Origin of the sequence: Flavobacterium saccharophilum (genome assembly GCF_900142735.1) — a bacterium.
Classification (GTDB): domain Bacteria; phylum Bacteroidota; class Bacteroidia; order Flavobacteriales; family Flavobacteriaceae; genus Flavobacterium; species Flavobacterium saccharophilum.
Map to the genome: position 1 here is coordinate 354,763 of NZ_FRBY01000006.1, position 25,800 is coordinate 380,562.

At 33.3% G+C, this 25,800-nt stretch carries 23 protein-coding genes and 2 tRNA genes; 10 read left to right on the forward strand and 15 right to left on the reverse strand.

The window, feature by feature from the left end; genetic code table 11:
- Positions 1–269: 269 nt before the first annotated feature.
- Positions 270–482, forward strand: coding sequence for a PG1828 family lipoprotein (locus BUA98_RS20065; RefSeq protein WP_026985591.1), 213 nt, complete (start codon positions 270–272; stop codon positions 480–482).
- A gap of 217 nt (positions 483–699) precedes the next feature.
- Here the strand turns inward: BUA98_RS20065 and BUA98_RS20070 are convergent, their stop codons facing one another.
- The 4 genes from BUA98_RS20070 to mutS form a co-directional block, all read right to left on the reverse strand.
- Positions 700–1,074, reverse strand: a complete 375-nt coding sequence (locus tag BUA98_RS20070; protein ID WP_072975392.1) for a DUF1508 domain-containing protein — start codon at positions 1,072–1,074, stop codon at positions 700–702.
- A 124-nt stretch (positions 1,075–1,198) separates the two neighbouring features.
- Positions 1,199–1,284: transfer RNA gene (locus tag BUA98_RS20075), tRNA-Leu, on the reverse strand.
- Positions 1,285–1,298: 14 nt separating this feature from the next.
- Positions 1,299–1,371 (reverse strand) — tRNA-Gly (locus BUA98_RS20080).
- 150 nt (positions 1,372–1,521) lie between these two features.
- Positions 1,522–4,128 carry a DNA mismatch repair protein MutS gene (gene mutS, locus BUA98_RS20085; protein ID WP_072975393.1) on the reverse strand — a complete coding sequence of 869 codons (2,607 nt, stop codon included), beginning with the start codon at positions 4,126–4,128 and terminating at the stop codon, positions 1,522–1,524.
- 160 nt (positions 4,129–4,288) lie between these two features.
- Here mutS and BUA98_RS20090 point away from each other — a divergent pair, with 160 nt between their 5' ends.
- From BUA98_RS20090 to BUA98_RS20100, 3 genes are all read left to right on the forward strand, one after another.
- On the forward strand, positions 4,289–4,711 hold the full coding sequence (locus BUA98_RS20090) for a DUF1573 domain-containing protein (RefSeq protein WP_072975395.1): 423 nt from the start codon (positions 4,289–4,291) through the stop codon (positions 4,709–4,711).
- Between the two features lie 78 nt (positions 4,712–4,789).
- A complete protein-coding gene (locus BUA98_RS20095; RefSeq protein ID WP_072975397.1) occupies positions 4,790–5,332 on the forward strand; it encodes an RNA methyltransferase in 543 nt (180 codons plus the stop codon).
- Positions 5,333–5,417: 85 nt separating this feature from the next.
- Positions 5,418–7,604, forward strand: coding sequence for an Ig-like domain-containing protein (locus tag BUA98_RS20100; protein WP_072975398.1), 2,187 nt, complete (start codon positions 5,418–5,420; stop codon positions 7,602–7,604).
- A gap of 108 nt (positions 7,605–7,712) precedes the next feature.
- On the opposite strand, the gene folK is transcribed toward BUA98_RS20100, so the two are convergent.
- Complete coding sequence (gene folK / locus BUA98_RS20105; protein ID WP_072975400.1) at positions 7,713–8,846, reverse strand: 2-amino-4-hydroxy-6-hydroxymethyldihydropteridine diphosphokinase; 1,134 nt, start codon at positions 8,844–8,846, stop codon at positions 7,713–7,715.
- Positions 8,847–9,122: 276 nt separating this feature from the next.
- Between folK and sppA the strand changes: the two genes are divergently transcribed.
- The 3 genes from sppA to BUA98_RS20120 all read left to right on the forward strand — a co-directional run bounded on the left by sppA (position 9,123) and on the right by BUA98_RS20120 (position 14,620).
- Positions 9,123–10,880, forward strand: coding sequence for a signal peptide peptidase SppA (gene sppA / locus BUA98_RS20110; protein ID WP_072975402.1), 1,758 nt, complete (start codon positions 9,123–9,125; stop codon positions 10,878–10,880).
- A gap of 15 nt (positions 10,881–10,895) precedes the next feature.
- Positions 10,896–11,843 carry an alpha/beta hydrolase family protein gene (locus BUA98_RS20115; protein WP_072975403.1) on the forward strand — a complete coding sequence of 316 codons (948 nt, stop codon included), beginning with the start codon at positions 10,896–10,898 and terminating at the stop codon, positions 11,841–11,843.
- A gap of 182 nt (positions 11,844–12,025) precedes the next feature.
- A complete protein-coding gene (locus tag BUA98_RS20120) occupies positions 12,026–14,620 on the forward strand; it encodes an AsmA family protein (protein ID WP_072975405.1) in 2,595 nt (864 codons plus the stop codon).
- 82 nt (positions 14,621–14,702) lie between these two features.
- On the opposite strand, the gene BUA98_RS20125 is transcribed toward BUA98_RS20120, so the two are convergent.
- Together BUA98_RS20125 and BUA98_RS20130 are read right to left on the reverse strand one after the other, a co-directional pair.
- Positions 14,703–15,755 (reverse strand): glycosyltransferase family 9 protein, encoded by a 1,053-nt coding sequence (locus BUA98_RS20125; protein ID WP_072975406.1) that lies wholly within the window; start codon positions 15,753–15,755, stop codon positions 14,703–14,705.
- 249 nt (positions 15,756–16,004) lie between these two features.
- On the reverse strand, positions 16,005–16,799 hold the full coding sequence (locus BUA98_RS20130) for a DUF2797 domain-containing protein (RefSeq protein WP_072975408.1): 795 nt from the start codon (positions 16,797–16,799) through the stop codon (positions 16,005–16,007).
- A 266-nt stretch (positions 16,800–17,065) separates the two neighbouring features.
- Here BUA98_RS20130 and BUA98_RS20135 point away from each other — a divergent pair, with 266 nt between their 5' ends.
- On the forward strand, positions 17,066–18,589 hold the full coding sequence (locus BUA98_RS20135) for a GH3 auxin-responsive promoter family protein (RefSeq protein WP_072975410.1): 1,524 nt from the start codon (positions 17,066–17,068) through the stop codon (positions 18,587–18,589).
- Between the two features lie 299 nt (positions 18,590–18,888).
- Here the strand turns inward: BUA98_RS20135 and serB are convergent, their stop codons facing one another.
- The 6 genes from serB to BUA98_RS20165 form a co-directional block, all read right to left on the reverse strand.
- On the reverse strand, positions 18,889–20,118 hold the full coding sequence (gene serB, locus BUA98_RS20140) for a phosphoserine phosphatase SerB (protein WP_072975411.1): 1,230 nt from the start codon (positions 20,116–20,118) through the stop codon (positions 18,889–18,891).
- Between the two features lie 156 nt (positions 20,119–20,274).
- Positions 20,275–20,721, reverse strand: coding sequence for a VOC family protein (locus tag BUA98_RS20145; protein ID WP_072975413.1), 447 nt, complete (start codon positions 20,719–20,721; stop codon positions 20,275–20,277).
- A gap of 60 nt (positions 20,722–20,781) precedes the next feature.
- Positions 20,782–21,228 carry an SRPBCC domain-containing protein gene (locus BUA98_RS20150; RefSeq protein WP_244279238.1) on the reverse strand — a complete coding sequence of 149 codons (447 nt, stop codon included), beginning with the start codon at positions 21,226–21,228 and terminating at the stop codon, positions 20,782–20,784.
- Positions 21,229–21,230: 2 nt separating this feature from the next.
- Entirely contained in the window at positions 21,231–21,638 is a 408-nt protein-coding gene (locus BUA98_RS20155) for a VOC family protein (protein WP_072975415.1), read from the reverse strand.
- A gap of 107 nt (positions 21,639–21,745) precedes the next feature.
- On the reverse strand, positions 21,746–22,150 hold the full coding sequence (locus BUA98_RS20160; RefSeq protein ID WP_072975417.1) for an SRPBCC family protein: 405 nt from the start codon (positions 22,148–22,150) through the stop codon (positions 21,746–21,748).
- A gap of 85 nt (positions 22,151–22,235) precedes the next feature.
- Positions 22,236–22,646: a VOC family protein gene (locus BUA98_RS20165; RefSeq protein WP_072975419.1), complete on the reverse strand. Its 411-nt coding sequence runs from the start codon at positions 22,644–22,646 to the stop codon at positions 22,236–22,238.
- Positions 22,647–22,787: 141 nt separating this feature from the next.
- On the opposite strand from BUA98_RS20165, the gene BUA98_RS20170 reads away from it, so the two are divergent.
- Both BUA98_RS20170 and BUA98_RS20175 read left to right on the forward strand, forming a co-directional pair.
- Complete coding sequence (locus BUA98_RS20170) at positions 22,788–23,753, forward strand: GlxA family transcriptional regulator (RefSeq protein WP_072975421.1); 966 nt, start codon at positions 22,788–22,790, stop codon at positions 23,751–23,753.
- A 58-nt stretch (positions 23,754–23,811) separates the two neighbouring features.
- Positions 23,812–24,276, forward strand: coding sequence for a hypothetical protein (locus tag BUA98_RS20175; RefSeq protein ID WP_139257031.1), 465 nt, complete (start codon positions 23,812–23,814; stop codon positions 24,274–24,276).
- A 254-nt stretch (positions 24,277–24,530) separates the two neighbouring features.
- Here the strand turns inward: BUA98_RS20175 and BUA98_RS20180 are convergent, their stop codons facing one another.
- Positions 24,531–24,986 (reverse strand): hypothetical protein, encoded by a 456-nt coding sequence (locus BUA98_RS20180; protein WP_072975424.1) that lies wholly within the window; start codon positions 24,984–24,986, stop codon positions 24,531–24,533.
- Between the two features lie 232 nt (positions 24,987–25,218).
- Positions 25,219–25,800 (reverse strand): hypothetical protein, encoded by a 582-nt coding sequence (locus BUA98_RS20185; RefSeq protein ID WP_072975426.1) that lies wholly within the window; start codon positions 25,798–25,800, stop codon positions 25,219–25,221.

The following is a 25,800-nucleotide window of genomic DNA, read 5'->3' on the forward strand; positions in this document are numbered from 1 at the left end:
AACTTGCGCAATAATCAAGCAAAAGCAAAATAAACTGCAAATAAGGGAATCAAAATAGCCAATTCTCTTATAGAATATTCAACAAAAAATAATTTAGACAAAAAAATCAATAATATAACATTTTTTTAGTATTTTGGCATATTCTTTGATAAATAAGATAATCGTGAGCAAGGAAAATATTTTAAAAAAAAAGTGAAAAAATATTTTACATATTAAAAAATTTATATCTTTGCCACGAATTAATAATTAACCTTTTATAATAAAGTAAGATGAAAAAAGTATTTTTAAGTTTAGCTGTTGTTGCTGTTTTAACTGTTGTTTCTTGTAAAAAAGCTGATGCTGCTGCTGAGCCAGCTGTAGATTCTACTGCTGTTGCTGTTGATTCTGCTGCTGCTGTAGTTGATTCTGCTGCTGCAACTGTTGATTCTGCTGCTGCTAAAGTTGACTCTGCTGCTGCTAAAGTAGAAGAAGTAAAAAAATAATTAGAACCTAAGTTCTAAAAATTTTAAAACCATCCTTGAGATGGTTTTTTTTTGCTCAAAAATTAAAAAATTCCAAAATAAAAAATTCCAAATTCTAATTACACACATTGTATTACTGAAATTTGGAATTCTAAATTATAAACTATTTTATTTTTAAAAACCCAAAAACCACGCACTATTGGAATTTGGAATTTTTAAATATTGGAATTTCTTTTTATCACTCCATTTCATCCTCAACCATTTCTTCATCTTCAAAAATAGATTCATTTGACGAGAAATCTAAAATTTCTGATTTTGAAGCATAGTTCACAATTTCTTTTATTCCTTTCTGCAAAAGCAATTCTGTCGTGTATTTTCGACTTGTAGCAAAGTGAAGCTCACCCAACATTAATTTAAAAAAATACTTCCCCCCAGAACCTTTAAACTTCAAAAACTTAGCCTGCTCAATATTTAATTTAAATTTCTCAATATCCTCCTCACACTCAAATTTCAGCTCATAACTCAAACTAGTAAAAATCACTTTGCCTTTCCTGGAAGTAAACACAAATTTATACTCATCATTAAATCGCCTACTAATTACGAAAGCACCCATTTATTAATTTAGATTTTAGATTGTTGATTTTAGATTCTTTTAAAATAAATTTATTTCGCAAATTTATTTTCCAGTGCGTGAATTTACACAATAAAAAAAGCCTCTTCAAAAGAAGAGGCTTTAGTACTCAGAGCGGGACTTGAACCCGCACGAACATTGCTGTTCACTGGATTTTAAGTCCAGCGTGTCTACCAATTTCACCATCCGAGCATTATATGGTTTTGAGCGAAAAACGGGGCTCGAACCCGCGACCTCGACCTTGGCAAGGTCGCGCTCTACCAACTGAGCTATTTTCGCGTTTCAAATTCTTGTAAGAACTACAATACTTGACTTGTTCTGTATTGCGAGTGCAAATTTAGGACATTTATTCAATTACACAAGCCTTTTTTGAAAAAAAATTACACTTATTTTATAACCTTCTGATAACCTAAACTTTAAATCTGAAATTTATTTCTTAACAATCATCCTTTTAATTTCATTGAGTTTCATCAATGCCTCAACGGGTGTGATCGAGTTTATATCAAGACTTAAGATCTCTTCTTTTATCTCTTCCAACAACGGATCATCCAAATTAAAGAAGCTCATCTGCATTTCATCATTAGCCGATTTGATTCCATTTAAAGCATCACTCGAATGATTCTTTTCTAATTTCTTCAAAAGCTTCTGTGCTTTCAAAATTACAGTCTGAGGCATTCCGGCCATTTTAGCGACGTGAATTCCGAAACTGTGCGCACTTCCTCCTTTTACCAGCTTACGAACAAAAAGAACGGTATCTTTTAATTCCTTTACAGCAACATTATAATTCTGAATTCTCGGAAGCGATTCTGTCATTTCATTCAACTCATGATAATGCGTTGCAAACAATGTTTTCGCTCTTCCCGGATGTTCGTGTAAAAATTCGGCAATAGCCCAGGCAATCGAGATTCCATCATACGTACTTGTTCCTCTTCCAATTTCATCTAATAAAACCAAACTTCTGTCTGATATGTTATTCAAAATAGAAGCTGTTTCATTCATCTCTACCATAAAAGTAGATTCTCCCATCGAAATATTATCAGAAGCCCCTACTCGCGTAAAGATTTTGTCTACAATTCCCATTCTGACACTGTCAGCCGGAACAAAACTTCCCATTTGAGCTAACAATACAATTAAAGCTGTTTGTCTCAAAATAGCTGACTTACCAGACATATTCGGACCCGTAATCATGATAAGCTGTTGCGTTTCTCTATCTAAATAAACATCATTGGCAATATAAGGTGTTCCAACTGGCAATTGCTTTTCGATTACAGGATGTCTTCCGTTTTTAATATCTAATTCGAAAGTTTCGTCAATTTCCGGACATACATACTTATTCTCAACCGCTAATTGTGTAAATGAACACAAACAATCTAATTGCGCTACCAAATTAGCGTTCATTTGAACCGGCTTAATATAAGTCGCGATCCAGGCTACTAATTGTTCAAAAAGATCGGTTTCAATTTTATGAATTCTTTCTTCGGCACCTAAAATTTTAGTTTCGTATTCTTTTAATTCCTCGGTAATGTAACGTTCTGCATTTACCAAAGTCTGCTTACGAATCCACTCTCCAGGCACTTTATCTTTATGTGTATTTCGAACTTCGATATAATATCCAAAAACATTATTGAAAGAAATTTTCAAAGATGAAATTCCAGTTCTTTCTGATTCTCTTTTTTCAATTCCTTCTAAATACTCTTTTCCTGAAGTCGAGATGGCACGCAACTCGTCTAATTCTTCACTAATTCCTTTTGCAATCGCATTTCCTTTTGCAATGGCAACTGGCGCATCCTGATTTAAAGTTACTTTGATTTTTTCTCTTAATAAATCACAAGCATGCAAACTGTCTCCAATCACTTTTACTGCTTCCTGCGGGCTTTGCAACGCTAAGGTTTTAATTGGAATAATAGCATCCAGGGATTCTTTCAAATAAACAATTTCACGTGGCGAAACTTTTCCGGCAGCGATTTTAGAAATCAGACGCTCTAAATCTGAAATTTGTTTAATTTGGTATTGAATATTGTGCAGCACTTCAGGATTTGATTTCAAATACGAAACCACATCATGACGGCCTTTTATTTTATTACTGTCTTTTAACGGTAAAGCCAGCCAACGTTTCAACAAACGTCCACCCATTGGCGAAAGCGTTCTGTCAATTACATCTAAAAGCGTTACAGCATTCGGATTATAGCTGTGATATAATTCTAAATTTCGAATTGTGAATCGATCCATCCAGACATAAGCATCTTCAGCAATACGCTGGATTGCTGTTATATGTTGTACACGATTGTGTTGTGTTTCGGATAAATAATACAGAATCGCTCCCGAAGCAATGATTCCTTCCTTTAACTCTTCAACTCCAAAACCTTTTAAAGAAACAGTTTGAAAATGCTTTGTCAAAGTTTCCAACGCATAATCTTCTTTATAAATCCAGTCTTCCAAATAAAAACTATGAAAATCATCTCCAAAAGCAGCTTTGAAATCACCTTTGTTATTCTTCGGAACTAAAACTTCACTCGGATTAAAATTCTGCAAAAGTTTATCAATATATTCTGCATTTCCCTGAGCCGTTAAAAACTCCCCTGTTGAAACATCCAAAAAGGAAATTCCGATATTTTTATTAGCAAAATAAACAGATGCTAAAAAGTTGTTTGATTTAGATTGTAAAACCTCATCGTTTAAAGAAACTCCAGGAGTTACCAATTCGGTAACACCACGTTTTACAATAGTTTTAGTCATTTTTGGATCTTCGAGCTGATCGCAAATAGCAACACGAAGTCCGGCTTTGACTAATTTTGGCAAGTAAGTATTAATAGAATGATGCGGAAAACCGGCTAAAGCGGTTTCAGTTTCAGAACCTGCACCTCTTTTAGTTAATGTTATTCCAAGAATTTTAGAAGCTCTAATGGCGTCTTCTCCAAAGGTTTCGTAAAAATCACCCACTCTGAAAAGCAGACAGGCATCAGGATATTTTCTCTTGATTTCGTTGTACTGTTTCATTAAGGGTGTTTCTTTCACCACTTTCTCTTTCGCTGCCAAATTGTAATGTTTTTAAATGAAAATTTATGACAGCGAATTTATAATATTTTGGCGGCATATCGAAGAGCTTCAAAAATTAAAATATTTTTAAGATTTTTTTGAGTTGAGATATTAGAATTTTCAATAGATTTGTTCATAATTAAAACAAAGACTCTTAAAGATGAAAAAAATAATTTTATTTGTTATGATCGCTGTAGTTGGAATTACAGCTTCAAACGCTCAAACTGCTAAAAAAGCCAAAGTTGCTAAAGTTCAAGGAGCAGGAATGGTTTTTGAAAACGAAACTATCGATTACGGATCTATCGCTCACAATGCTGATGGTAATCGTCAGTTTGTTTTTGTAAACAATGGAACAAAACCATTAATCATTACAAACACACAAGGATCTTGTGGTTGTACTGTACCTACAACACCAAAAGAGCCAATCGCCCCTGGTGCTAAAGGAATTATTGGGGTAAAATATGCTACTGACAGAGTTGGTGCTTTTACTAAAACGGTAACTGTTACTTCTAATGCTGAAGGACAACCTACAAAAGTACTTACTATTAAAGGTACTGTTTTACCAGATCCGGTAAAAAGCTAATCTGAAAAGAAAATAAAATAATCGAAAAAGCTTCCTTATCTTTGGAAGCTTTTTTTATGACCTGAATACAACATACCAATGAGAAAACTTGAAAACAGCGAACTGGATCGCAAATCGATTGAAGATTTTAAAAAATCAGACAAAACACCTCTAATTTTAGTTTTGGATGATATTCGCAGTTTGCACAATATTGGTTCTGTATTTAGAACTTCTGATGCCTTTTTGGTTGAAAAAATCATTTTATGCGGTATCACAGCAACTCCTCCAAACAAAGAAATCCACAAAACCGCTCTTGGTGCTACAGAAACCGTAGCCTGGGAACATCATGAAAATGTTTTGGAAGTTATTGAGAACTTAAAAAAAGAAAATGTGATGACGCTCGCCATTGAACAAGTGGAAAGCTCCATTTTTCTTCAGGATTTTAAAGTAGCTAAAAATCAAAAATATGCCTTAGTTTTTGGCAATGAAGTTTACGGAGTTGCACAGGAAGCTGTTGCCATCTGTGACGGCTGTATTGAAATTCCGCAATTAGGCACCAAACATTCCTTAAACATTGCTGTTAGTGCCGGAATTGTCGTTTGGGATTTGTTCCAAAAATTAAACTGGCCAAGTGCTGATTAAATCTTATTTTTCGGCACATCCTGTCTTTAAATGTTAGAAATTGAAATATATTTTTTTATTATTATAAAATTGATACTTTTATAAAATGAAAAATTTTAATTTCTTAACAATAATGCTTTTATTTCTTGTTTTGAGTTTTAACCCATCTCATGCAAATGATAAAGTTAAAACATTAGATAAGGTTAAACCTGCTAACGACACCCTTAAATCAAATAAAAGAAAAAATACAAAAACTACATTTGCAGTTACTCCCCCTGTGCTTAAAGCAACAGGTGATCAATTATATTGTCCTTTAAACTCTATAAATATTGTAACCTCGTTTACCATTTCTCACGATCCTGCAGAACTTGGAACAAAAGCTGCTTATATTCAGATTTCTTCAGGTTACTCTAATGGTCTTGATAGAATACAAATTCAAAATCCTGCCACACATCCTTCAATTGTACAAGGGTGGTATCCCAATGAAGGAAAACTAGTCTTATCAAGTCCAACTGGCGGAGATGTTTCATATTCTGATTTAGAAGCTGCTATTAAAGATGTTGTCTTCTCTAATTCTTCTGCCACGGCCTCAGGCACCAGAACTTTTTCTATAACCATTGGCCAGGCCAATTACCTACCTTCGACACAACATTATTATTTATATGAGCCAAGTATTGGAATCACATGGACCGCCGCGAAAAATGCCGCTGAAGCAAAAACCTATTATGGATTAAAAGGATATCTTGCTACTATTCTATCTGCTGATGAAGCAAAGTTAATAGGTGAACAAGCCTCAGGAACTGGCTGGATTGGAGGAAGTGACCAAGAAACCGAAGGTGTTTGGAAATGGGTGACAGGCCCTGAAGCCGGAACTGTTTTCTGGAATGGTACAGCAAGTGGTTCTAGCCCAAATTTTGCTTTTTGGAATAATGGCGAACCTAATCAACAAGGAGACGAAGATTATGCTCACATCACACAACCTGGAGTAGGCATAAGAGGCTCCTGGAACGACTTATCAAATACCGGATCACTAACTCCTGGAGACAATTATCAACCCAAAGGTTATGTTGTTGAATATGGAGGATCTCCAGGTGAAGTTCCTTTAGAAATAGCCACCAGTACAAAAATTACAATTCCTGTCGCAACCCCAGATCCAAATCCTGCTCCAATTTGCGATTCAGGAAGTTTCAATTTTACTGCAACAGCAACAACAGGAGCGACAATTAGCTGGTATAGTGACGCAACCGGAGGGACTGCAATTCATACTGGCCCTTCTTTTACAACACCACCAATAAGTACAACTACAACTTATTATGTAGATGCAGGATGCGATTCTAACAGAAAGTCAGTTGTTGCAACAATCAATCATACCCCTACTGCACCTATCGCAGGTCAAACAACTTATAGTAATTGCGGACCAGGACCAGTAACTATTGAAGCAAGTTCAAACATTGGTCAAATAAATTGGTTTGAGGAAGCTAACGGAGGTACAAGTGTACATTTAGGAAACAGCTTCACTCCAACCATTTCTGCAAATAAAACATATTACGCCGAGGCCGCAAACAACGGTTGCATATACGCTACGCGCACACCGGTAAATATTGAAATTTACGCTCTTCCTGTTGTTACTGACGAAACACTTCCTTTGTGCCAGGGACAAACAATTATATTAGATGCCGGATTAGAAGGAATGACTTATTTGTGGTCTACCTCTACCGGAGAAGCTACTCAAAAAATCCCTGTATCTAAAGGCGGAACTTATACGGTTGTTGTTACGAATTCTAACGACTGCTCCAGTACAAAAACCATTATTGTTGATGAACATCTGGTTCCTCAAATAAATGATGTAGTTGTAAACGGAACAACAGTGACTATTAACCTTGTGAAAGACGAAGACTATTTTGAATATTCTGTTAATGGTAATGATTTTCAATCTTCTAATGTGTTTTATGATGTATCAGGTGGTTTACATAACGCTTATGCAAAGGATAAAACTGGTTGTCCCGGAGGAAATCCAAAATCTTTTGTTGTACTTGTTTTCCCAGCATACTTTACTCCAAATAACGATACTTTTCATGATGTCTGGGAGGTAACCGGAATAGAAAATTACCCGCAGGCACAAGTCACTATTTTTGACCGTTATGGAAAATTAATAGCGCAATTAACTGCCTCTAAAATGAGTTGGGATGGAACTTTTAACAAAGTTGCCCTACCCGCTTCTGATTATTGGTATGCATTAAAAATCGACGATACACAACCTGTTTTGAGAGGTCATTTTTCATTGAAAAGATGATGCTAATTAGATGATACTAATTAGACAATGTGTCAATTAGAAAATTAGATAATGATCTAGAATACTGTAAAAACAATTATCTAATTTTCTAATTGGCACATTGATACATTATCCTATTTTCTTCTGAATTTCGTTCAATATAAAAAGATAATCTTCGTGTTTTTTTACAAAATCACGATCGGAAACATCAATGATTAAAACATTCAAATCGGTTTGCGATTTAATATAATCCAAGTATCCTGTGTTGATTTTATCCAAATAGGCTGCTTCGATATTCTGCTCGTAATTTCTGCCGCGCTTTTTGATGTTTTGAAGTAAACGTTCTGTATTTTGATATAAATAAATATACAAATCAGGCTTGGGCATTTCTTTATAAATAATATCGAATAAGTTTCTGTATAAACGATATTCATCTTCTGCCAACGTAATTTTGGCAAAAATCAATGATTTAAAAATATGATAATCGGCTACGACAAAATCTTTAAACAAATCAAATTGCGCCAAATCATCAGATAATTGCTGATAGCGATCTGCCAAAAAAGACATTTCAAGCGGAAAAGCATATCGATTTTGATCTTTATAGAATTTAGGCAAAAAAGGATTATCTGCAAAACGTTCTAAAACTGTTTTGGCATTAAAATCATCTGCAATTTTACTAACCAGAGTCGTTTTTCCTGCACCAATATTTCCTTCAAAAGCAATATAATTGAAGTTTTCTAATGCAATTCCCTGTAAAGGATTTTCCAAATTCTGAACAACAGTACAAACACTATCATCGGGAGTAATTGTAATTAACTCTGAAATAGATTTCTGAAAAACAGGATGTTTCCAGTTTAATTTTAAATCCTGCATGGGCAGCAATACAAATTTTCTATTTTGCATTAAGGGATGCGGAACCTGAAGCTTCTCTGAATCAATAATTTCATCATCAAAAACAATCAAATCAACATCGATAATTCGGGATTGATAACCTTGTTGATTAGAACGAATACGACCTAGTTGCTTTTCTACCTTTAAAATCTGATTTAGTATTTTTTGTGCTGATGAAGTACTATGCAGCAATAATGCACAATTATAGAAAGCATCACTTTCGAATCCCCAGGCAGGGGTTTCATATAGCTTTGAAACCTGAATAACCGTTCCTACTTCCTGATGTATCAGAGCGATACAGCTTTCAATATTTTCTAACCGATTTCCCTGGTTACTTCCGATAGATAAAACGATTTGATGCTGTGACTTCATAATGCAAATTAACTAAAACTATTTCAGAAATACTCACATTATTTACTTCAAGAATCAGAAGTTTCTAACTATTTCAGACTCCTTTTTTATCTTTTTTCTACACAAACCTTTCTTAAAAAACATCACATAATCTAAAAATAACATATCTTTATTTTAGAGAATTTAAAAATGTATAAACTACAACTATTTTATAAATCAGGTTAGAGAGTTACCTGCGATTTAGATTATATTTGTAACAAACCAACCTTTTTCACGACTTATAAAAAAAATATAATTATGAAGTTTTTAGGAAATGTAATTGCCACAGTGATTGGTATTTTTGTATTCATTATGTTATTCTTCTTCGGAGTAATCCTTATCGGGGCTATTTTTGGCGGAGATGACAAGGTTTCCGTTAAAAGTGATTCGGTTATCGAATTGGACCTGAAAAAAATACAAAACGATTACGCCGGAAAATATAAAGACCCTTGGGTAACTGTTTTTTCAGATCAGGAGGGAATTGGTTTAAGCGATGTAATCAACGCTATTGATGCTGCAAAGACAGATGACAATATTAAGGGAATTTCGATCTTAAACGACGAATCTTCATTAGGATTAGCGCAATATAAAGATTTAAGAAACGCCCTTGAAAGTTTCAAAAAATCAGGAAAATTTGTGTGGGCGTACGCCAATACTTATTCTCAAAAAGAATACTATCTGAATTCAGTTGCCAATACTATTTATTTGAATCCCGCTGGAGATTTAGATTTCAAAGGTCTTTCTTCTGAGGTAATGTTCTTTAAAGATTTTCAGGATAAATCAGGTATTCATATGGAAGTGATTCGTCATGGAAAATACAAGAGCGCCGTTGAACCCTTCTTAGAAAATAAAATGAGTGATGCCAACAGAGAGCAGGTTACCGCACTTTTGAACTCTATTTGGGCAACTATTTCTACAGATATTTCAAAAAGCAGAAATATTCCGCTTCCTAAATTAAATGAAATAGCAAATGGCTTATTGGCAAGAACGCCGGAAATGGCTAAAAAAGAAGGCTTAGTAGATATTGTTGCTTACGAAGATGTTTATCATAATGCCATCAAAAAAGCTTTGAAGGTAACTGGTGATGACGACTATAATAAAATTTCGATTTTAGATTACACGCAAAACAATGTTACTACTGCTTTGACCAATACAGCAAGCGACAAAATTGCAATTATTTATGCACAAGGCGAAATTACAGGCGGAGAAGGTGATGTTAATGTAATTGGAGAAGGTGCAATGCGTCGTTCTCTACAAGAAGCCAGAAAAGACGATGATGTAAAAGCAATTGTACTACGAATTGACAGTCCAGGAGGAAGTGCTTTAACTTCTGACCTGATCTGGAGAGAAATTGAAGTAACTAAAAAAGTAAAACCGGTAGTAGTTTCTATGGGGAATTATGCTGCTTCGGGCGGTTATTATATTGCTTGTAATGCCAACAAAATTTTTGCTGAAAGCAATACTATTACTGGATCTATTGGCGTTTTTGGAATTTTACCAAATTTTTCACCATTGGCGACTAAATTAGGTATCAATACAGAACAAGTAAAAACGCATGAGAATTCGGCAAATTATAGTCCGTTTGTTCCTGTTGATGAAAAATTTAAGGCTTTCACTCTTGAAGGCGTTGAGCATATTTACAACACTTTTGTAACACATGTTGCTGAAGGACGAAAAATGACATTTGCGCAAGTAGACGCAATCGCACAAGGAAGAGTGTGGTCTGGAAGCGAAGCAGTAAAAATTGGTTTAGTGGACAAAATTGGAGGACTGAAAGAAGCTATTGCAGAAGCTGCAAGAATTGCAAAAATAAAATCATACAGCACACAGAATTATCCTGAATATGAAAAAACATTTGGTGATCTTTTAGGAAATCTACCTTTTGCACAATCTAAAGAAGCGTTCATAAAAGAAGAAATCGGCGAAGAAAATTATCTTATGCTTGAACAAGTAAAAAGACTTCAGAGACAACAAGGGGTTCAGGCAATGCTTCCTTTTGGAATAAATATTAAGTAATTCCATTCATAAAAAATGAAAAAGATAGTTCTGTTTATCAGTATTTTATTTTTAAGTATTGTACATGCTCAGGATAAAAATGCGATTACTTATAAAGAGTCTCCCATAGTTTTAAAAATCAATACTGACCAACTTTTTGGCACCTTAACAACTCCGGATTTAACAAAGAAATATCCTGTTGCCTTAATTATTGCCGGCTCTGGGCCAACAGACCGAAACGGTAATAACCCAATGATGAAAAACAATTCATTGAAGATGCTGGCTGAAGTTTTGGCTAAAAATGGAATTGCGTCATTAAGATACGATAAAAGAGGAATTGGCGAAAGTAAGGCATCTGCCATTACAGAACAAAGTTTAGTTTTTGAAAATTATACAGAAGATGCAAAAAGCTGGATCAATTTATTAAAACAAGACAAACGTTTTTCAGAAGTTGTGATTATCGGTCATAGCGAAGGTTCTTTAATTGGAATAATCGCCGGAGCAAAAGCCAATAAATTTATTTCAATTGCGGGTCCGGGAGAATCTGCAGATAAACTTATTAAGGCGCAAATATCATCAAAATCAAATAAAATAATCGAGGATATGACTTTCCCGATTATTGATAGTCTGAAAAACGGACATCAGGTAAAGAAAGTCGATCCAATACTTAATTCTCTTTTTAGACCGAGTATTCAACCTTATTTAATTTCATGGTTTAAATACAATCCACAAGTAGAAATTAAAAAACTAAACGTGCCTATTTTAATTGTTCAGGGAAACAATGATCTGCAAGTAACTATTAAAGATGCAGAAAGTTTATCTCAGGCAAATAAAAACACAGAACTTCTAATTGTAGATAAAATGAATCATGTTATGAAAATTGTTGAAGGTGATAAACAAGCCAATTTAGACAGTTATAACAACGAAACTTTACCTCTTTCTGAAGTCATGACCAATAAGATCGTTTCATTCATTAAAAAATAATTGAAAATCATAAAACCATTAAAAATCCGTTTGATATATATAGTCAAACGGATTTTTCATTTTTAACAAACATTAAATATATTCTTACATTATTGTGAAAAAATTATCACTAAACTCATATAAAAAAAATTATTTTTGCAAACAGTTAACAGCAACGTAAACCCTCAAATCTATAAATAATTATGCTTAAGAAAATTTTAAAGATTACCGCCATTGTTCTTGTGGTATTTGTTGCGGCATTATTTGCCATCCCCTATTTTTTTAAAGATCAAATAAAAGCAAAAATTGCAGAAGCCATCAACGAAAGTGTCGATGCTAAAGTGAGTTTTGCTGATGCCGATTTAAGTTTATTTAAAAACTTCCCAAATGCGACCGTTGGAATTGAGAAATTAGTCATTATCAACAAAGCACCTTTTGAAGGAGACACTTTGGTTTCATTGGGCGAATTGAACCTTAAAATGAGCATTAAGGAAATTTTCAAAGGAAAAGAAGAACCTTTGAATATTCAGGGAATAACTTCTGAGAATGGATTAATCAATATTATCTTTAATAAAGATGGCATTGGGAATTTTGATATTGCTTTGAAAGATAAAAAAGAAGATCCTAAAGATGAAAAAAGCAAACCGCTTTCTTTAAAAATTCAAAATTACAAAATCGAGAATTTCACTTTCCGATATATTGATCAGGGTTCTAAAATTAAGATGGTAATTGACAGTTTAAATCACGAAGGAACTGGAGATTTTACTAATTCAAAACTGGATTTAACTACAAAATCTACCGCAAAAGTATCCTTGGATATGGATAAAATCAATTACATGAAAAATGTAAAACTGACTTTAGACGCTGTTTTAGGAATTGATTTGGAGCAAAGCAAATATACTTTTAAAGAAAATAAAGCTTTGATCAATCAACTACCTTTAGAATTTGACGGTTTTATTCAAATGGTTGATGCCGGTCAGATTTACGATTTAAAATTTAAAACTCCAACCTCCTCTTTTACAAACTTCTTAGGTTTAATTCCTTCGGCTTATGCAGCTGGTTTAGATGGTGTAAAAACAACCGGAGACTTTACTGTTGCAGGTTTTGCTAAAGGACAATTAACAGATACTACTGTTCCAAAATTCAATATTGCTATTGCTTCTAATAATGCTTCTTTTCAATATCCGAACTTACCAAAATCAGTTCAGAATATTGTGATTGATACAAAAATCATCAATGAAACAGGAATTCTAAATGATACCTACGTCAATTTAGATAAACTTTCATTCCGTATTGATCAGGATGTTTTTAATGCAAAAGCGAATATTAAAAATATCACAGTAAATCCATACGTAAATGCAGCTTTAAAAGGAACAATCAATTTAGCAAACCTTTCAAAAGCATATCCAATCAAAATGGACAAACCTTTAGCTGGTATTTTAAAAGCTGATGTAACTACAGAATTTGATATGGCTTCGGTAGAAAAAAGCCAATATGAAAATATCAAAAATGCAGGAACGATGAGTTTATCAGGATTTAAATATACTGATGAAAACAATAAGTCAATGAACATTAGTACAGCTTTAGTTGAATTTAATCCGAGTAAAATCAACTTGAAACAATTTAATGCTACTACGGGAAAATCTGATATTGCTATTAATGGAGTATTGGAGAATTTCTACGGTTTTATGTTTAAAAAACAAGAATTGAAAGGAAACTTCAATATGAGTTCAAATCAATTAGCAGTTGACGATTTCATGACTGAAGGCGAACCTGCAACTGAAAAAGCGGCAGCAAAACCAACTGAAGCCATGAAGATACCTGCATTCTTAAATTGTACTATTAATGCAAAAGCAACAACAGTTTTATATGACAATTTAAAACTAAAAGATGTTTCTGGAAGGTTAATTGTAAAAGACGAAAAAGCACTTTTAGAGAACTTTAAAACATCTATTTTTGGAGGGACGATTGGTTTAACGGGAGCAGTTTCTACTAAAGAAAAAGTACCCACTTTTGATATGAACTTAGGTTTCAATCAGGTTGATATTGCGCAGACATTTACGCAATTAGAAATGATGAAAAAGATTGCTCCTATTGCCGGAATCATTAATGGAAAATTGAATTCTACAATTAAATTAAATGGAAATCTGGATGCTAAAGAATTAACGCCCGACCTGAAATCAATTTCAGGAGATTTATTAGGACAATTACTTTCGACTACCATTAATTCAAAAAATTCAACTTTATTGAATGCTTTAGGTTCAAACATTAAATTCATTGATATGAATAAGGTGAATTTAAATGATATTAAAGCTGCCCTAACTTTTGACAACGGAAAAGTAAATGTAAAACCATTTGATATTAAATATCAAGACATTAAAATTACGGTTGGCGGAACTCACGGTTTTGACCAAACGATGAATTACAACTTAAAATTAGATGTTCCGGCAAAATATTTAGGCAGCGAAGCAAATGCATTTCTTGCTAAAATGTCTCCGGCAGATCAGGCAAAACTGCAAAACATTCCCATTAACGCCATGATTACAGGGAATTTTTCTAATCCAAAAGTTTCAACTGATATGAAAAGCGCTGTCAGCACTTTAGCTTCTCAGGTTGCGAATCAGCAAAAAGAAAAATTAACTCAAAAAGGAGCATCAGCCCTTAACGATTTGATTAATAAAAACACAAAAGCAAAAGATACAACGCAAGCTGCAAAGACAGAAAAACAACAAAAGACTCAGGAAACTACTAAAAAAGCAACCGATTTGATAAATGGTTTGTTTAAGAAGAAAAACTAATGTTTTAATACTATAAAAAAATCCTGCCCTCGAAAGTATTTTCAAAGGCAGGATTTTTTATTTATAATGCAATCTAATTTACTTAATTCGATTTATACAAAATTCGATTTATTGCTTCAATAAATACAGGATAATCATTAATAGTCGTATCAATACCAACACTGCTATTTCCGTAAGGTTCGTATTTTTTTAAGTTCGAAACGGAGAACAAACCAACTGTTGGCGCTTTTGAAGCGCTTGACAAATGCATAATACCACTGTCAGCTCCAACAAAAACATCTACATTGGCCAAAACTGAACCAATTTCACGAACATCTTTACTATAAAATGTAGGTGCCTGAAAATTTATTTGAGATACGTTTTCTACAGGCAAAACTTCAAATATGTTGTAATCAGGATATTCCTTTTTCAAAACATCATAAAACTTCTCCCACCATTCTATGCAGTAGCATTTATCACCTGTTGCAAAAGTAAAAATGGCAATTGTTTTTTTCTGCTGATCGATAATATCATTCAGAATCTTTTTCCCATTTGCAATTTCTTGTTCAGACAATTTTAAATCAATCAGAGCAACTGGTTCTTTTGTATCTTGTATTCCAACCTGGCTAAATGTGTATCGTAGATTGTACACAGGATATTTTGCAATATGCCCATAATCTTCATAAGGTAATTCAACGTTTTCCGGTAAATCTCCGAAAATCTTATATTTTGCATTTGAAAATTTTGCTGCCAAACGACCAGACGATGAATTTTGATCGACATTAATTACAATATCATAATTCTGTTTTTTAATTAAAGTCCAAACTTTAAAGTACTTCACTAATTCCTTAAAAGGCTTTTTAGGCAAAGGAATTATTTTATCAATGTTTTCATAATTTTCAAAAACTATGGGGGCCAAAAAACCTTTTACAAATAAGTCAATTTTACAATTCGGAAATGTTTTAGTCACTTCCTGAACCAATGGCGTTATTAATAAAAGGTTTCCTAATCTGCCATTAGGTCGGCAAATTAAGACTTTTTTAATTTTACTCTTATCAATTGGCTCATTTTTACTTATACTTGAATCACCAATATTTTTGGTCAGGCTGCGCATCAGACTTCTTCTGAATACATTAACTTTTTTTAAGTTACCCATTTGTGTTATTTATTTTCTTTGACATAATTTTTACAGAAAAAAATATAGATCATCCTTACTTCCAAAACTCAAAGCTAGGCTCTTTTTTTTTCTAAAAATATCTTCTTTCAACAAGTAATTATTACAAAATTGTAATCAAATGTATCAACATTCACATCTTAAAAGAAGAACAAAATTACGAAAAAACACAACTTAAACACCAACATAATAGACAGTTACCTAATAACAATCGATGAATACCTTATAAAACTAGATGTTTATATCGACAACATAACCCTCTGAACCACGAACATTAAAAACAGTTCCGTCTTCAAAAATCAAATATTGCCCTTTAATTCCAACAAGCTTTCCACTAAATGTTGGTGTCTTATCAAGATTTAAACTGGCAATTTTTGCGGGATAATTTACAACAGGATAATTCAATTTAAATAAATCGTCGCTTTTTGTAACGAAATATTCCTGAACTTGTGTTGGAAGCAAACTTTCGACTTTGGCCTTTTCAGCAATCAGGTCAAAAGCAATTTCAGTATCCTGAAGCATTTTTCTCCAATTGGTTTTATCTGTATAATGATTTTTTAGCGCGACCTCTGTTATTCCTGCTAAATATCGATTTGGAACCTCAACAATAGCTATGGCACGCGTTGCACCCTGATCAATCCATCGTGTTGGAACCTGCGTTTTGCGGGTTACGCCCACTTTTATTTCGGTTGACAAAGCCAAATAAACAATATGAGGTTGTAATTGTACTTTTTCCTCATAAGCTAAATCACGATCTGCAATGCCCAAATGAGCCGTACTTAATTCTGGTCTCATAATCCAATCACCCACAGCCGGACTTGAATAAAAACAATCGTAACAAAAACCTTGTCTGTAGATTTTTTTCTTTTTATTACAATTTAAACATTGAAAACCAGTACAATTAATTTCGATCTCCTTATTCAATAACTGATTCATACTAAGAAAACTATCTTCAAAAACCAGATAATATTGAATTGGATTTCCGATTTCTGTTTGCATTTTTGTAAGTACGCCTTGATATTGCATAGTATTTTAGATTGCTGGTTTTAGATTTTAGATTTGCTCAGGATAGTGAACTTTTATTGTTAAAATTCCACTTTTGAACTGGAATCTTTACTTCAAATAGAATTGTTTTTTACAAAAAAACACTATTTTTGATACAAAGGCAAAGTTAATCTTTGTCTAATGATATTCAAATTTTAAATTCCTGATTTTGATAATAACATAATCAGTAATCTAATGCCGTACCGACTTTTCGGATCGGGACAACAATCTAAAATCTAAAATTATTCATGCCCGTATCAATCATTAACTCTTTCGCATCCTGGGTCCTGAAACAAAGGATACATCAAATAGAACTTTTTCTAAAATACCCGAATGAAGTTCAGGAAGAGCTATTGCATAATTTATTGACCTCCTCGGAAAACACTGTTATTGGAAGAAAATATGATTTTGCATCGATCAATTCTTACCAGACATTTGCTGAAAGAGTACCAATTGCTACATACGAAGAATTACAACCCTTAATTGAGCGAACACGTCAGGGTGAACAGGGCGTTATTTGGGAAACTCCAATTAAATGGTTTGCTAAATCGAGTGGTACAACTAATGCCAAAAGTAAATTTATTCCTGTAAGCAGTGAAGCTCTGGAAGATTGTCATTATAAAGGAAGTAAAGATTTACTTTGTTTGTATTTGAATAATAATGAAGATTCTGAGTTGTTTTTAGGAAAAAGTCTTCGCTTAGGCGGAAGCTCTCAAATTTATGAAAACAACAATACTTTTTTTGGAGATTTATCGGCAATATTAATCGAAAACATGCCTATTTGGGCTGAGTTCAGCAGTACACCAAGCAGTAAAACTTCCTTAATGAGTGAATGGGAAACCAAAATTGCTGCTATTATCAATGAAACTAAAAACGAAAATGTAACGAGTTTTGCGGGCGTTCCTTCCTGGATGTTAGTTTTAATGAATAAAGTTTTAGAAGATACCGGAAAAGGAAATCTTCTGGAGCTTTGGCCAAATCTGGAAGTTTACTTTCATGGTGGCGTAAGCTTCTCTCCTTATAAAGAACAATACAAAAAAATCCTGCCAAGCAAAGATTTTAAATACTACGAAATATACAATGCTTCTGAAGGCTTTTTTGCCATTCAGGATTTAAATAATTCCAGTGATTTATTGTTGATGCTGGATTATGGCATTTTCTACGAATTCATTCCGATGGATACTTTTGATACTCCAAACCAAAAAGTGATTCGTTTGGCAGATGTTGAGTTGAATAAAAACTACGCAATTGTTATTACGACCAATTCTGGTTTGTGGCGTTATTTGATTGGCGATACTGTTCGTTTTACATCTTTAAATCCATACCGAATTAGAGTTACCGGAAGAACCAAGCATCACATTAATGTTTTTGGCGAAGAATTAATGGTCGAAAATACAGATCAGGCGATTGCAAAAGCATGCCAGGTTACTGAAACTGAAGTTGTCGACTATACGGTTGCTCCTATTTTTATGCAGGACAAAGAAAAAGGCGCACACGAATGGATGATCGAATTCAAGAAAAAACCAGCTGATGTTGGTCTTTTCCAAAAAGTTTTGGATGAAACTTTACAGACTTTAAACTCTGATTACGAAGCCAAACGTTACAACAACATGACATTAAATCCTTTGGTGATTAATGTAGCGCGTGAGAATTTGTTTTATGATTGGCTTAAGGAACGAGATAAATTGGGTGGACAACATAAGATTCCGAGGCTTTCTAATCAAAGAGATTATTTGGAGCAGTTGAAGGAGATGTGTGCTGTTAAAAGTTAGCCACAAATTTCACGAATTAGCACGAATTCTTTACCACTTTTACTTTTGAAACTTTAATTACACTAAACCGCATGAGGGATAGCAGTGAAAATCCTTTTGTACCGGTCCCGATAGCTATCGGGAGGCACAAAAGATTGGAACGGATAGCCCGGCCCGGAGGGACATGCCCATAAAAAAACCTTAGCTCAAAGTATTAGCTAAGGTTTTTTATTTTTATTCTGTTTTTGTCAGGCTGAGCGAAGTCGAAGCCCCGTCCCAATTAACACGCCCTTCGACTTCGCTCAGGGTGACAAAACAAACTACATCATATCAATATATCTGTCGTGATATCCTAAAAGGTATAAAACTCCGTCAAGACCAAGGCTTGAAATTGAAGTTGAAGCACTTTCTTTTACTTTTGGTTTGGCGTGGAAAGCGATTCCCAGACCGGCCAGGTTTAGCATTGGCAAATCGTTTGCACCGTCTCCAACTGCAATTGTTTGGTTGATGTGAATTCCTTCTTTTTCGGCAATAGCTTTTAAGTGTTCGGCTTTCTTTAAACCATCTACAATATCGCCTATATATTTTCCGGTTAATTTACCGTCTATAATTTCTAATTGATTGGCATGAACGTAATCGATACCTAGTTCTTTTTGTAGATATTCTCCAAAATAGGTAAATCCTCCTGATAGAATTGCCGTTTTGTAACCGTAATATTTTAATGCTTTCATTAAACGATGCGCACCTTGTGTTATCGGTAAATTTTCGGCTACTTTTTGCAAAACATCTTCGCTCAATCCTTCTAACAACGCCATACGTTGCTTGAAACTTTCGTTGAAATCAATCTCGCCATTCATTGCCGATTCTGTAATGGCTCGAACCTGATCTCCTACCCCGTTTAGTTCTGCCAATTCGTCGATAACTTCTGTCTGGATTAAAGTGGAATCCATATCGAAGCAAACCAAACGACGGTTTCTTCTGTAAATATTATCTTCCTGAAAAGAAATATCAACATTCAACGTTCTTGAAATTTCCATAAAACTGGCTGTCATCAGAATCTTATTTACAATTTCGCCCGTAACCGATAATTGGATGCAAGAACGTGGGAATTCTTCTTTTTCAACAATTGAAGTTCTTCCTGTTAATCGAATAATAGAATCGATATTCAGGTTTTGGTCTGACATAATTTTAGTCACAGCAGCCAATTGTGAAGCCGCTAATTTTTCGCCTAAAATATTAATGATGTATCGTTGTTTCGATTGTGATTTGACCCATGTTTCATAATCTTCAATCGAAATTGGAATAAACTTAACCTTTATTTCTAACTCGTAAGCTTTAAACAATAAGTCTTTTAAAACAGGAGCCGAAGAAGATCCGGCTTCAATTTCGAATAAAATTCCTAAAGAAAGTGTATCATGAATATCAGCCTGGCCAATATCTAAAATATTAGCATCGTACGTCGCCAATACAGCTGTTAAACCTGCTGTAACCCCTATTTTATCGTGTCCTGAAACTTTTAATAAAATAATCTCTTTATCTTCTATTGCCATTTTATGCTTATTGTTTTGAAGCGACAAAAATCGGCAATCTATCCTTGATAAAAAAGGATATTGTTTGTTTTTTTACAAACAAAAAGCACATATCCATGTGCTTTTTGAATTAATTTAACAATTATGTTCGGGTATTAAAATAACCTAACTTTTTTATTACTTATTAGGTTCGTTTACATCGAAATTCACCATCCAATTGACTTCAAATTTATCGGTAAACATACCAAAATAGGCTCCCCAAAAAGTGTTATCCATAGGCATGAAAACGTTTCCTCCTGCTGAAAGTCCGTTGAAGATTCTATCGGCCTCTTCTTTGCTTTCGACATTCACCGAAACAGAAAAGTTTCCTCCAAATTTCACATCTCCTGATTGTTCATTACTGTCACTTCCCATCAAAATAGTATTTCCAATTGGCAATGAAACATGCATTATTCGGTTGGCATCTTTTTCAGAAAATTCAGCGCAGCCTCCATCTTCGGCAGGCGGCATATCTTTAAATTTTCCGATATAAGGAAATTCTCCTCCAAAAACTGATTTGTAAAATAAAAATGCTTGTTCGCAATTTCCGTTAAAAACTAAATAAGGGTTTACTGATGTTGCCATGATATTTTTTATTTTTTGTTATAGTCTGTATTCTATTCTCTTTATTCTATTCTCTTCCCTCTATTTCTCAGAAAGTTCTTTAACCGTTTCCAATCCTTTTGGAAAAGCTTCTTTAAAGTAATCGATATACTTTTCGACCACATCAACCTGTGCAACCAGATCTGTAAACTCATCATCTACTGTTAATCGATAGGTTTCCATTGCACCGCTCCATTTTTTAGTTTCGTCGTCGATAGGTAATTCTTTAAAGTCTTTTATTTCTCCCAGATGCTTAAAAGCCATATATTCATTTGGGGTTTTCTTTTCGATGATGCTGTTCATTCCTTCTCCGTTTGGAGACATGAAATGAATTTTATCACCTTCATTCCAATCGCTTACTGCGTAAGATCCTTCACAAAAAGCTCCTGTCCATTTTTTATACGTTTCGTCGTTCCATAAAACTGACCAAACTTTTTCTGCCGAAGCTTTGATTCTAATTTTAAATTCTAACGTTTCAATTGTTTCCATAACTATGATAATTTACTAAAATCCATATATAGAACATTCCAGCGATGACCGTCTAAATCAGCAAAAGCACAGCCGTACATCCAGCCCTGACTTTCGGCTGGCTGAGCAAAAACATTTCCGCCTGCTTCTTCAGCCTTTTTTGCTAAGTCATCAACTTCTTCTTTGCTTTCGGCATCAATTGAAATCAGAATTTCTGAACTCGTTTGTGTATCGGTCAATTTGTTTTGAGAAAAACTGGCAAATAATGATTCTTCAAAAAGCATTACAACAAATTTTCCTTCACCAACAATCATGCAAGTAGAACTTGGCGTATCGTGTTCTTCATTAAAAGAGAAACCTATTTTCGAAAAAAAAGCTTTTGATTTTGCCACCTCTTTTACAGGCAAATTCAGCCATATTTGTTTTGTCATTTTTTTTACTGTTTTTCGTTAAACTTTTTTTGCCACAAAGGCACTAAGCCACAAAATTTTTTTCAAAGCCTTTGAACCTCTGTCGCTTTGCTCCTTTGAACCTAAAATCAATTAGCTTCTGCGTAACTTTTAAAATTATCCAAAATTGCTTGCCAGCCTCCGCGCTGCATTTCTTCCGGGTTTTGCGTTTCAGGATCGAAACTTTCTATTACTTCAACTCCGTTTGGTGTTTCTTTGAAAGTTATTTCGACCTTTCTTCCATCTGCCATGACATATTCGATAGCCTCGTTTTGTTTTACCAAAGTATATTCTCCTTCAAAATCAAAACTCATACTGCCATCTTTTGCAGCCATTGTCGATTTGAATTTCCCTCCTTCTTTTAAATCATTTTCTGCAAAAGGTGTGTGCCAGTCTGGTGACGCAAAACTCCATTTTGTAATGTGTTCCGGCAATGTCCAGAAATTCCAAACTTTCTCTATTGATGCATTGATTGTGTTTTGTACTGTTATCATTATTGTTTATTGTTTATTTGTTAATTGAATTGTTCTTTAAAATTTTGAATAATAGCGTTCAAAATTGTTCTTGCATCTCTTCAGGTTACATTTCAGTCGGAATCTGACTTTCATCCATATAGAAAACTTCCCAATGGTGTCCGTCCAAATCAAAAAAATCTCTTTGGTACATCCAGCCATAATCTTTAGCTTCATTGTGTGCCGCCCCTCCAGCTTTAACAACCGCTGTCATGATTTCGTCCACCTTATCTCTACTTTCAACAGAAATTGCAGCAATCATTTCTGAGGTTGTCGTTGTATTGCAAATCTCTTTTTTTGTAAATGTTTGAAAAAAATCTTCTAACAAAAGCATTGCAAATATATTTTCACCAATTATCAGGCAAGTTCCTTTTTCATTTGTGAATTTTGCGTCAAACGAAAAACCCAACTTTTTAAAAAATGATATCGACTTATTTAAATCTTTTACAGCAAGATTTAAGAAAATTTTTGTTTTCATATTTATAAAATTACAAATTAACTGACACAAATTTAGAATTTTAGAACAGGCTTTAAATTACAATAAAAGTCAACTTTAGGGTCATTTAAGACAAATTGCTTATTTTTGTAAGGATGTTAACTTTCACAAAAAAGAAAAACCATGGGTAAGAAAATAGCTTTAATTGTCCCGCATGATTATAAATTATTGAGTATAGCTGCAATTTTAGAAGTTTTTGAAACTGCCAATAAACTACATAAAGGACCTGAAAAACCTTTTGAAATAATGGTTTTTCAATCAGTTGAGCAAATAGATCAAAAACATTTATTTGGTTATGAAGTAAATGCGATTGAAACTTCAGATATAAATCTGGAGCTTATTTTGATTCCCGCTTTTACAACAGATAATATGAGTGAAATGATCGCGAAGAATAAAAATTTTATTCCGTGGTTGCAAAAACAACATCAATTTGGAGCCGAACTCGCTAGTTTTTGTACGGGAGCATTTTTGTTTGCTGCTTCTGGTTTATTAAACGAAAAACTCGCTACTACACATGTTGATGCCTGCAGTGCTTTTACCAAAGCTTTTCCAATGGTGAAATTAAAACCAGAAGAAACATTGACAGCTGACGGAAGTTTATACACCAGTGGCGGATCAACCTCAACATTCCATTTATTGATTCTTTTGGTTCAGAAATATTGCGGAAATGAAATCGCGGTTCAGATTGCCAAGATTTTCTCTATTGATTTAAACCGATACAAACAAAGTTACTTCAGCACTTTCAGACCCAATCATTTACACAATGACACTTTAGTGGCCATGCTACAGCAAAAAATTGAAAATCAATATCACAGTATTGAAAAGCTGGAAGAAATTACAAAAGATATTCCCACCAGTGCCAGAAACATGACGCGTCGTTTTAAACAAGTGACCGGGATTCCGCCAATTGAGTATTTACAGAATATAAGAGTGGAGAGTTCTAAGAAATATCTGGAACAGACGCAGCTTTCGATTTCTGAAATTATAGAAAAAACAGGTTATAACGATCCTAAAGCTTTCAGAAAAGTGTTTTATAAAATGGTCGGGATGAAACCCATTGAATATCGCGAGAAATTTAGAGTGCAATAAAAAAATTGTTTAATGGCTTTTTTCTTATATTTACTTTCGATTTTTAAAACCAAAAAACATGAAAAAATTAATTTTGATTTGCCTAACCATGTCCTTTTTAATCAGTTGTAATTCTGATGAGATTGTTATAGACGGATTTAATTATGATGCAATCTTAAACATTTCTGTTCTTAACTCAAATGGTGATGACTTATTAAATCCCGATAATTCAAATGCTATTGATCAAAGTAAAATTAAAATACTTTATCTGGTTAAGGGTAAATTAATTCAAGAACCGAACGGTACTGATCACCCTCGAAATTTTATGATTTACAAACAAGATGGTCTTAACATTATTCGTATTTTCTTAAATAGCTCACCAGAAGAACAATATCCTCAAACTTACATTCAATGGAGCGAAAATAATACAGATATCATTAAAATTGAATATAACAGAACATCAAATTCTGTTACCAAAAAAACAATTTGGTTAAATGACAAATTAGTTTCTGACATTGAGCCTTATTTAAAAGTTATAAAATAGCACACTTCTTTAAAACCAAAAAAAGACTGATGAAAAATCATCAGTCTTTTTTTGATTTATTTTTTATACTTATTTCGAAAAAACTTAATGAGCAAATACAATACATATACTATGATTATTAGTCCGATGATATTTATAATTTGCCAAATAAGTAAATGACCATCGAAATCTTCAATAACTTTATTCATAATACGATAATTTTTGTAGTAATATTATAAAGATATAAAATATAGTGTTTAGAGTTTCTACTAAAATCAATATGTTATAAATAAACCTTCATCTCCTTTAATAATATAATCGAACGCAAATATTTTACCATTTCTTAAATTAAAATACATTACTGGATTATTTTTACTTACTAAAACAAAAATATAATCTGACATATTTGAAAAATTAATTTTAGAGCCTTTAAATTCATTATAAGTTACAATAGAAAAATTTGCAGGATCTAAAAGTGGACCTTTTTCCTTTTTTATTTTTTTCAAATGTTTATCAAGGATCTTTATCCTATCATCAATTGTATATTTTGAATTATTAATTGATCCAAAGTAGATAAAATTATCTGCAATAAATTTCGCATTCGTATTCCGGTAAAAAACTGTTCTTACAAATTCATTTAACATCTTTTCATTAGGCTCATTTTGACTCAACACAACTACTGTATTAACAAAGAACACAACAAAAACTAATAAACCTCTATATTTTTTCATTTGCATTCTCCTTTTTTTAAAGAGGCACTTCCCTTTATTATAGTTTTTGCCCTCCAATGGGTACACTCATACTTCTAATGTCTTGACCTAAATCGCCAGGATTACGTCCTTTAAAATTTACAACCACCGCATTATACGACCCAGTTGTTTTGGGTAAAATTAACCCTCCTTTTTCCGCTGTAGAGATTGCAAAATCAGTACAATTGAAATTATTTCTTAGTACAAAGCTTATCTATAAACATCCACTACAATTGTAATCACCAATTTTCTCAACTACTATCCATTTTTTATTTTCTTTTCTCATTACCACAGCCATCTGAGTATCACCAACAAAATTATTATTATCAATATGATAAAAGAACATAATGTATTTTCTATTATTATAATATAAAGGTTCAGATAAGATTATTACATTTTCTACATTAGGATATTGATTTGAAAATTTACTACTAAAAAGTAAACTTCGACTTCCCTCAATTAATTCATATCCAGGAAAGTCTTCCGCTTTCCAATATTTTTTTATAGTGTCCTGCGAATATTTTTTATATAATTTTTTCCACTGTTTTTCATTAAATAACTTGCTTGTATGATCTATTTCATTTGAATACACAATATGCTCCGACTCTTCTCCTCTGTTAAAAATTCTTAAGACTTGATTATTATTTTCCTTTGCTTTTAGGATGTAATGTACGTTACCATTTTTTTTCTCCAATTCCAAAAAATCATTTATTGGCTCATAGCTTGTCAGATAAGGAGACGAGCAAGAGATACTAATCATCGGAATTAGTATAAGTATATTTTTTAGTTTTTTCAT